At 61.9% G+C, this 7,499-nt stretch carries 4 protein-coding genes; 2 read left to right on the forward strand and 2 right to left on the reverse strand.

Going from position 1 to position 7,499, the window contains the following annotated elements; translation table 11 throughout:
- Positions 1–107 precede the first annotated feature (107 nt).
- Positions 108–971, forward strand: a complete 864-nt coding sequence (locus ACZ9EJ_RS21530) for a DUF4167 domain-containing protein (protein ID WP_046633897.1) — start codon at positions 108–110, stop codon at positions 969–971.
- A 79-nt stretch (positions 972–1,050) separates the two neighbouring features.
- On the opposite strand, the gene ACZ9EJ_RS21535 is transcribed toward ACZ9EJ_RS21530, so the two are convergent.
- Positions 1,051–2,127, reverse strand: coding sequence for a 3-deoxy-7-phosphoheptulonate synthase (locus ACZ9EJ_RS21535; RefSeq protein WP_255743287.1), 1,077 nt, complete (start codon positions 2,125–2,127; stop codon positions 1,051–1,053).
- A 383-nt stretch (positions 2,128–2,510) separates the two neighbouring features.
- Between ACZ9EJ_RS21535 and clpB the strand changes: the two genes are divergently transcribed.
- Positions 2,511–5,111, forward strand: coding sequence for an ATP-dependent chaperone ClpB (clpB, locus tag ACZ9EJ_RS21540; protein WP_046633901.1), 2,601 nt, complete (start codon positions 2,511–2,513; stop codon positions 5,109–5,111).
- Positions 5,112–5,186: 75 nt separating this feature from the next.
- On the opposite strand, the gene ACZ9EJ_RS21545 is transcribed toward clpB, so the two are convergent.
- Complete coding sequence (locus tag ACZ9EJ_RS21545) at positions 5,187–7,127, reverse strand: M23 family metallopeptidase (RefSeq protein WP_046642136.1); 1,941 nt, start codon at positions 7,125–7,127, stop codon at positions 5,187–5,189.
- Positions 7,128–7,499 lie beyond the last annotated feature (372 nt).

Raw genomic sequence — 7,499 nt, forward strand, 5'->3', positions numbered from 1 at the left:
CAGGACGCTTTGATCGGCCTGTGCGCGGCACGCGAAGTCTTGTTCGGCTCTGTCCGGCAGGTCGCGTGGCCCCTTATCAGCGAAGACAGAGAATTGGTGAACGATAGATGAGGCCAGGACAGCAGAACAAACGCGGTCGAGGTCGCGGCAGTAACAACAATAACAATAATGGCGGCGGCGGCGGAAATAACAACTTCAACCGCAAGGGCGGCAATCCTCTCAGCCGCACCTACGACAGCTCCGGCCCGGACGTGAAGATCCGCGGGACCGCCCAGCACATCGCCGAAAAGTATAGCCAACTCGCCCGTGATGCCCAAAGCTCCGGCGATCGCGTGATGGCGGAGAACTATCTCCAGCACGCCGAACACTACAATCGCATCATTGCCGCCGCACAGGCGCAGATGCAGGACAGGTTCCAGCACGATAACCGTGGCGAATACCAGGATCGGGACGGCAACGTCCAGGATCAGGACGACATGGACAATAGCGACAACGAGGACAACGGCTACTCACAACAGCCGTCCATGGACGAGGCTCCGCAGCCGCAGGTCCAGCAACAGCAGCCCCGCCGGGAGCAGCCCCGGGAACAACGCGAGCCCCGCGAGCAGCGGGAACCCCGTGAACAACGGGAGCCACGCGAACAGCGTGACCAGCAGCGTGAACGCCCCCGTCGGGAAAATCGTCCGGAACAGCCGGTCGTCGCAGCAGTTCCGGCCCAGGTCGCAGCACCTCAGCCAGTCGCCCCGGTCGTCGATGGCTCCGGTCCGCAGCCGGTGATCGAAGGCACGCCTGCCGAAGTGGCGGTCGAGGAAGAGGCGCAGGCAGAAGCCGCTCCGCGCCGCCGCCGCGCCGCCGGCAGCCGCCCACGTCGTCCGCGTCGTGGCGAAGGCGCCGGTGAAGAGGGTGGTTCCGAGGGCGAGGCCTCGGGCGACGGCTCGCAGCCGGCCCTGGCGGATGCAGCTTCTGAATAAGCCATCCTGCAAATAACGAGATCAAGAAGGCCGCTCGGGAAACCGGGCGGCCTTTTTCTTCCAACAGGGATTGCCTGCGTCAGGCCCGAGACTGGCGCCGATCACGGACGGAGCGGGCAAGCTCTTCGAGGACAAGGACCGATGTTTCCCAGTCGATGCAGCCGTCGGTGATGCTCTGGCCATAGACGAGAGGTCTGCCGGGCACGAGATCCTGGCGCCCGCCGACGATATTGCTCTCGATCATCATGCCCTTGATGGCCATGTCGCCCGCAGCGATCTGCGCCGCGACGTTTTTGACGACCAGCGGCTGGTTCATCGGATCCTTGCCACTGTTGGCATGGCTGGCATCGATGAGGATCCGCGGTTCCAAACCGCGTTTTGCAGCATCCCTCGAAACGGCCTCGACATCGGCGGCTTCATAATTCGGCTGCTTGCCACCGCGAAGAATGACGTGGCAATCCTCGTTGCCGGTCGTCGTGGCAATCGCGGCCCGGCCGTCCTTGGTCACCGCCGGAAAATGGTGCGTCTGCGAGGCGGCCAGTATGGCATCGAGCGCAACCGCGACACCGCCATCGGTACCGTTCTTGAAGCCGATCGGGCAGGAGAGGCCGGATGCCAGCTGCCGATGTACCTGGCTTTCGGTGGTGCGAGCGCCGATCGCGCCCCAGCTGACGAGGTCGGCGATATATTGCGGGGTGATCGTATCGAGGAATTCGCAGCCGGCCGGAAGGCCCGTCGCATTGATATCGAGAAGAAGCTGCCGGGCGATCCTCAGACCCTCTTCGATGCGGTAGCTGCCATCGAGATGCGGGTCGTTCATCAGGCCCTTCCAGCCGACGGTGGTGCGCGGCTTTTCGAAATAGACGCGCATGATGATTTCGAGATCGCCACCGAAACGTCGTCGTTGTTCTTGCAGCCGGGCCGCATAATCCCGTGCGGCAACGGGATCATGGATGGAGCAGGGACCGATGACGACGATCAGCCGGTCGTCCTCGCCATGCAGGATGCGGTGGACGGTGTCGCGCGTACGGGTCACGGTCTCGGTGACCGCATCGTTGCGCGGAATTTCGGCGATGACGTCGGCGGGGATAGTCAGCGGCGTGATCTCGACGATGCGGCGATCGTCGACGGTATTGGCTGGACGGGCATTCGGCACGGGCATGGCTCCTTTTTGGTCATACCGTGCGGAATTGAAAAAGCCGCCAGGTAGACCAGCGGCTTGAGGGAATGTCGTTGCGTCGAAATCAGCTACGCACGGACCCGCATCCGCTGGGAAAAGCGGTAGCTATAAAATCGCGAGGCGTAGGCGGACGTGAAAGACATGGGGTTTCTGTATTCCCTCGATTGTGGATTGTCACGCGGAAAATTCCTGAGGTTTCAGCTCGCAGATTTTGACCGTCTGAACACTTTAAACACGAGAATCCGCTTACCATATCTCCAACAACGCCGAGACTTCGGCAGGGCTCGCCTTTGAGGGAGCTCAATCTCAATCATCGGTCCGTGCCTTATCAAGGGCGGGTCGATCACTGGAGGTGTCACATGAACATCGAAAAATACTCCGAGCGCGTCCGCGGTTTCCTGCAGTCGGCTCAGACCCAGGCCTTGGCTTTGGGTCACCAGCAATTCACGCCCGAACATGTGCTGAAGGTCCTGCTCGACGACGATCAGGGCATGGCGTCGTCGCTCATCGACCGCGCCGGCGGTAATTCCAAGGAAGCGCGCATCGCCAACGACGCCGCACTCGCCAAGCTTCCCAAGGTTTCCGGCGGCAATGGCGAGATCTACCTCTCCCAGCCGCTCGCGAAGGTTTTCTCGACAGCGGAAGAGGCAGCCAAGAAGGCTGGCGACAGTTTCGTCACAGTCGAGCGCCTGCTTCTGGCGCTTATCATCGAAACGTCGGCTTCGACCTCCGCGACCTTGAAAAAGGCCGGTGTAACCGCGCAGGGGCTCAACCAGGTCATCAATGACATCCGCAAGGGTCGCACGGCCGATGGCGCCAATGCCGAAGCCGGTTTCGAGGCGCTGAAGAAATATGCCCGGGACCTGACCGCGGAAGCCCGTGACGGCAGGCTCGATCCGGTGATCGGCCGCGACGACGAAATCCGCCGCACGATCCAGGTTCTTTCCCGCCGCACCAAGAACAACCCGGTGCTGATCGGCGAGCCCGGCGTCGGCAAGACGGCGATCGCCGAAGGTCTCGCGTTGCGCATCATCAATGGCGACGTGCCGGAAAGCCTCAAAGAGAAGAAGCTCATGGCGCTCGACATGGGCGCGCTGATCGCCGGGGCCAAATATCGCGGCGAGTTCGAGGAGCGGTTGAAGAGCGTGCTCAACGAAGTGCAGTCGGAAAACGGCGAGATCATCCTGTTCATCGACGAGATGCACACGCTCGTGGGCGCTGGCAAGTCCGACGGTGCGATGGATGCCTCCAACCTCCTGAAGCCCGCGCTTGCCCGCGGCGAACTGCATTGCGTCGGCGCAACCACGCTCGACGAATACCGCAAGCACGTGGAAAAGGACCCGGCGCTCGCCCGTCGTTTCCAGCCGGTCATGGTCGAGGAACCGACGGTCGAGGACACGATCTCGATCCTGCGCGGCCTCAAGGAAAAATACGAGCAGCACCACAAGGTTCGGATCTCGGATTCGGCCCTGGTTGCGGCCGCGACGCTTTCCAACCGCTACATCACCGACCGGTTCCTGCCCGACAAGGCGATCGACCTGATGGACGAAGCCGCTTCGCGGCTGCGCATGCAGGTGGATTCCAAGCCTGAGGAACTCGACGAACTCGACCGCCGCATCATGCAGCTCAAGATCGAGCGCGAGGCCCTGAAAAAGGAAACCGACAGCGCCTCGGCCGACCGGCTGTTGCGGCTGGAAAGCGAAGTCACCTCGCTCGAAGAGCAGGCGGATGCGCTGACGGCCCGCTGGCAGGCGGAAAAGCAGAAGCTCGGTCTTGCCGCCGACCTGAAGCGGCAGCTCGATGAGGCCCGCAACGAACTGGCGACTGCCCAGCGCAAGGGCGAATTCCAGCGTGCCGGCGAACTGACCTATGGCGTGATCCCGGAACTGGAAAAACGCCTCGTGGAAGCCGAAGCCCAGGACGGTTCGACCAATGCCATGGTGCAGGAAGTCGTGAACCCGGACGCGATCGCCCATGTGGTGTCGCGCTGGACGGGAATTCCGGTCGACAAGATGCTGGAAGGCGAGCGCGACAAGCTGCTGCGCATGGAAGACGAGCTGGCAAAGTCCGTCGTCGGCCAGGGCGATGCGGTTCAGGCTGTTTCGCGTGCGGTCCGCCGTTCTCGCGCCGGCCTGCAGGATCCGAACCGGCCGATCGGCTCGTTCATCTTCCTCGGTCCGACCGGTGTCGGTAAGACGGAGCTGACGAAATCGCTGGCCCGCTTCCTGTTCGACGACGAGTCCGCGATGGTCCGCCTCGACATGTCCGAATACATGGAGAAACATTCGGTCGCGCGGCTGATCGGTGCACCTCCGGGTTATGTCGGTTACGAGGAAGGCGGGGCGCTGACCGAAGCGGTGCGGCGCAAGCCCTACCAGATCGTGCTGTTCGACGAGATCGAGAAGGCGCATCCGGACGTCTTCAACGTTCTCCTGCAGGTGCTCGACGACGGGCGGCTGACGGACGGGCAGGGCCGCACGGTCGACTTCAAGAACACGATGATCATCATGACCTCCAATCTTGGGGCGGAATACCTGACCGCTCTGCGCGAGGGCGAGGATTCCGAAAGCGTACGCGAGCAGGTGATGGACGTGGTGAAGGCCTCGTTCCGGCCTGAATTTTTGAACCGCGTCGACGAGATCATCCTGTTCCACCGCCTCAAGCGCAACGAGATGGGGGCGATCGTCGATATTCAGATGAAGCGGCTGCTGTCGCTTCTGGCGGAGCGGAAGATCAGCATCGATCTCGGTTCGGATGCCCGCGAATGGTTGGCCGACAAGGGTTACGACCCGGTCTATGGCGCACGTCCGCTGAAGCGGGTGATCCAGAAGTTCATGCAGGATCCGCTGGCCGAGCAGATCCTCGGCGGCCAGATTCCAGACGGATCGGCCGTTGCGGTCAGCGCCGGTTCGGACCGGCTGCTCTTCCGGGTCAAACGGGCGGTGAGTGAGGCTGCGTAAGTCAGGCCGAACGTTGAAAATCAGAATGGCGGCTTCGGCCGCCATTTTTTCGTGTCCAACTGATTAGCAAAGGCCTTACCGGCTGGCGACCTCGTCGGCCGACTGGGTGTTGAGCAGCGTATCGATCCGCTTGCGTTCTTCTTCAAACCGGGCAAGCGTTTTGCCGTTCAGCGAATTGCCGCCCGGCAGGCGGATTTTCATCGCATCGACCTTGGTGCCGTTGACGATCAGCTCGTAGTGAAGGTGGGCGCCGGTCGATTGGCCGGTGGAGCCGACGTAACCGATCACCTGGCCCTGGGTGACCTTGGCGCCTTCGCGAACACCCGGCGCAATGGCGCTCTGGTGATTGTAGGAGGAGACGTAGCCGTTTGCGTGACGGATGAGCGTCTGGTTGCCATAGCCGCCGGAATCCCAGCCGGCCTTTTCGACGATGCCGTTGCCCGTGGCGATGATCGGCGTGCCGCGCGGGGCTGCCCAGTCGGTGCCGGTATGCATGCGGGAATAACCGAGCAGCGGGTGCCCGCGCATGCCGAAGCCGGAGGTCATGCGGCCGTTCGGAAGCGGGTTTCGCAACAGGAACTGCCGGATGCTCTTGCCGTCCTCGTCGAAATAGTCGACCGAATTGTCGTCGGGGTTCTGGAAGCGGTAGAAGCGGCTCGTCGTGTCGCCAAAACGGGCGTTCACGTAAAGCAGTTGGGAATCCTTGTTCGCCTGGCCCTTTTCGTCGGCGACCGAAAAGAAGGCCTCGATCTTGTCCGTCGGTTTCAGCTGGGCCTGCAGATCGACATTGCTGGCAAGCAGTTTTACCAGAGTAGCTGTCATCTCCATGCTCATGCCGTAGGAGAGGGCTGCCCGGTAGATGCCGTCGTAGACGCGCGGCAGTTCGCGACCGGCGAGGACCTGCGCCGGCTGCTCGCTGAAGGCCGAGGCCACCGCATCCAGCATCGGCGGCTCCTGGCCGTCCACAAAGCGTCCGTGATCGTCGAGAGCGACGGTTACCCGGTGGTCGCCGCGCCGATAGAGGCTGGCGCGGACGACGAGGACCATGTCGCCTTCCTGGATGACACCGATGCGCAGCACGTCGCCGACGGCAAGGTTGGCCTCGCCGAGGCGTGACTGCAGGTAGCCGGAAATCTCGCGCGCCTTGCCTTCCGGATAACCGACCTCGGTCATCGCCTGGCTGACCGTCTCGGCTTTGCGCACCGGAATGATGTCGTCGGCATATTCGCGGGTACGGGCGTTGATCGCCTCAGGCATCGAAACCGAGATGTTTTCCTCGACGACGCGGGCCGAAAGGCCGGCGGTGATGTCGAGACCGCCGCCATCCTCCTTCGACGAGAAGCGCTGCGGGTCGACATAATAGAGCGCCGAAAGCTGGCTGTTGCCGTCCGTGAGAACCGAGCCGTTGGAGCGGACGTTTTCCTCGACCTCCTCCAGCGTCATCGCCTGCGCGAAGGCATACATGCTGCCCTTGATGGGGAAGGCCACGGTCTGGAGACTGACCTCGGACTCGACGTTCGAGCCGTAGATGACGCCGGCACGTGCGGCAGGCGGCGGCGGTGTTTCGCTCGACGAGAAGATCGTCATCGGATCGAAGTTCGGATAGTCTTCCTGGGCCACGTGGTTTGCGGCCAGATTCATCTTCACATGCGCGAAGGGCTTGCGGCGGACGACTTCCTTATTGCCCTCGTGCACGACCGTCGAGACTTCCATCACCTTCCGGTCGGTCGGCATGGCGACGATATTGCTGCCGAGCAGCCGCTTGCCGCGCGAGGCAGCATCCGCATCGTTGGTCGGGATGGAGGCGGAGGCTTCGGCCGGGATGGCAAGCTGTTGCCGGCCGTCGAGAGCGGCAAACAAAGCAACGCCCATCAGGATGGAAGAGGTAATGCCGGTCAGGAAGGTGCCGGACAGCCAACGCAACGAAATCTCACGTCGATCCGGAGCGCGACGGCCGTCGGCGAGGATCGGCGGTTCGTTGCCGAGCGAGCGGATCATGCTGCGGGCCGTCATCATGCCAGTTTAAGCCAGTCCCTGATACTCGTTATTGCCGTAGGCAGCTTTTATACTGCCTGCGGGACCTTGGGCCAAACATGTGCCCCTTTCAGAGTAGAGAGTCAAACCGGTCAAGCTGCAAACGGGTGCATTGCCTGAACTGCGCGCTTTCGAATCCCTCTCCAGAACGTGGTAACCATGAGATTGTGAATTTGTCGGGGCGGTTTTGAGGCGGCGGCTGAAAGGGAGGTGTTTCCCACCCTTCTTACGGAGCAAAACTCACAGGAAAACAGTCTCCGGGGAAATATTATGGAAATTACCTTTTAAAATCAATTACCTAGAATTTTTCTCAAGATTTCCAAAACAAGGCTGTTGACTTGTCGGAGTGGTGGG

It is taken from the genome of Neorhizobium sp. USDA 3394 (genome assembly GCF_056280385.1).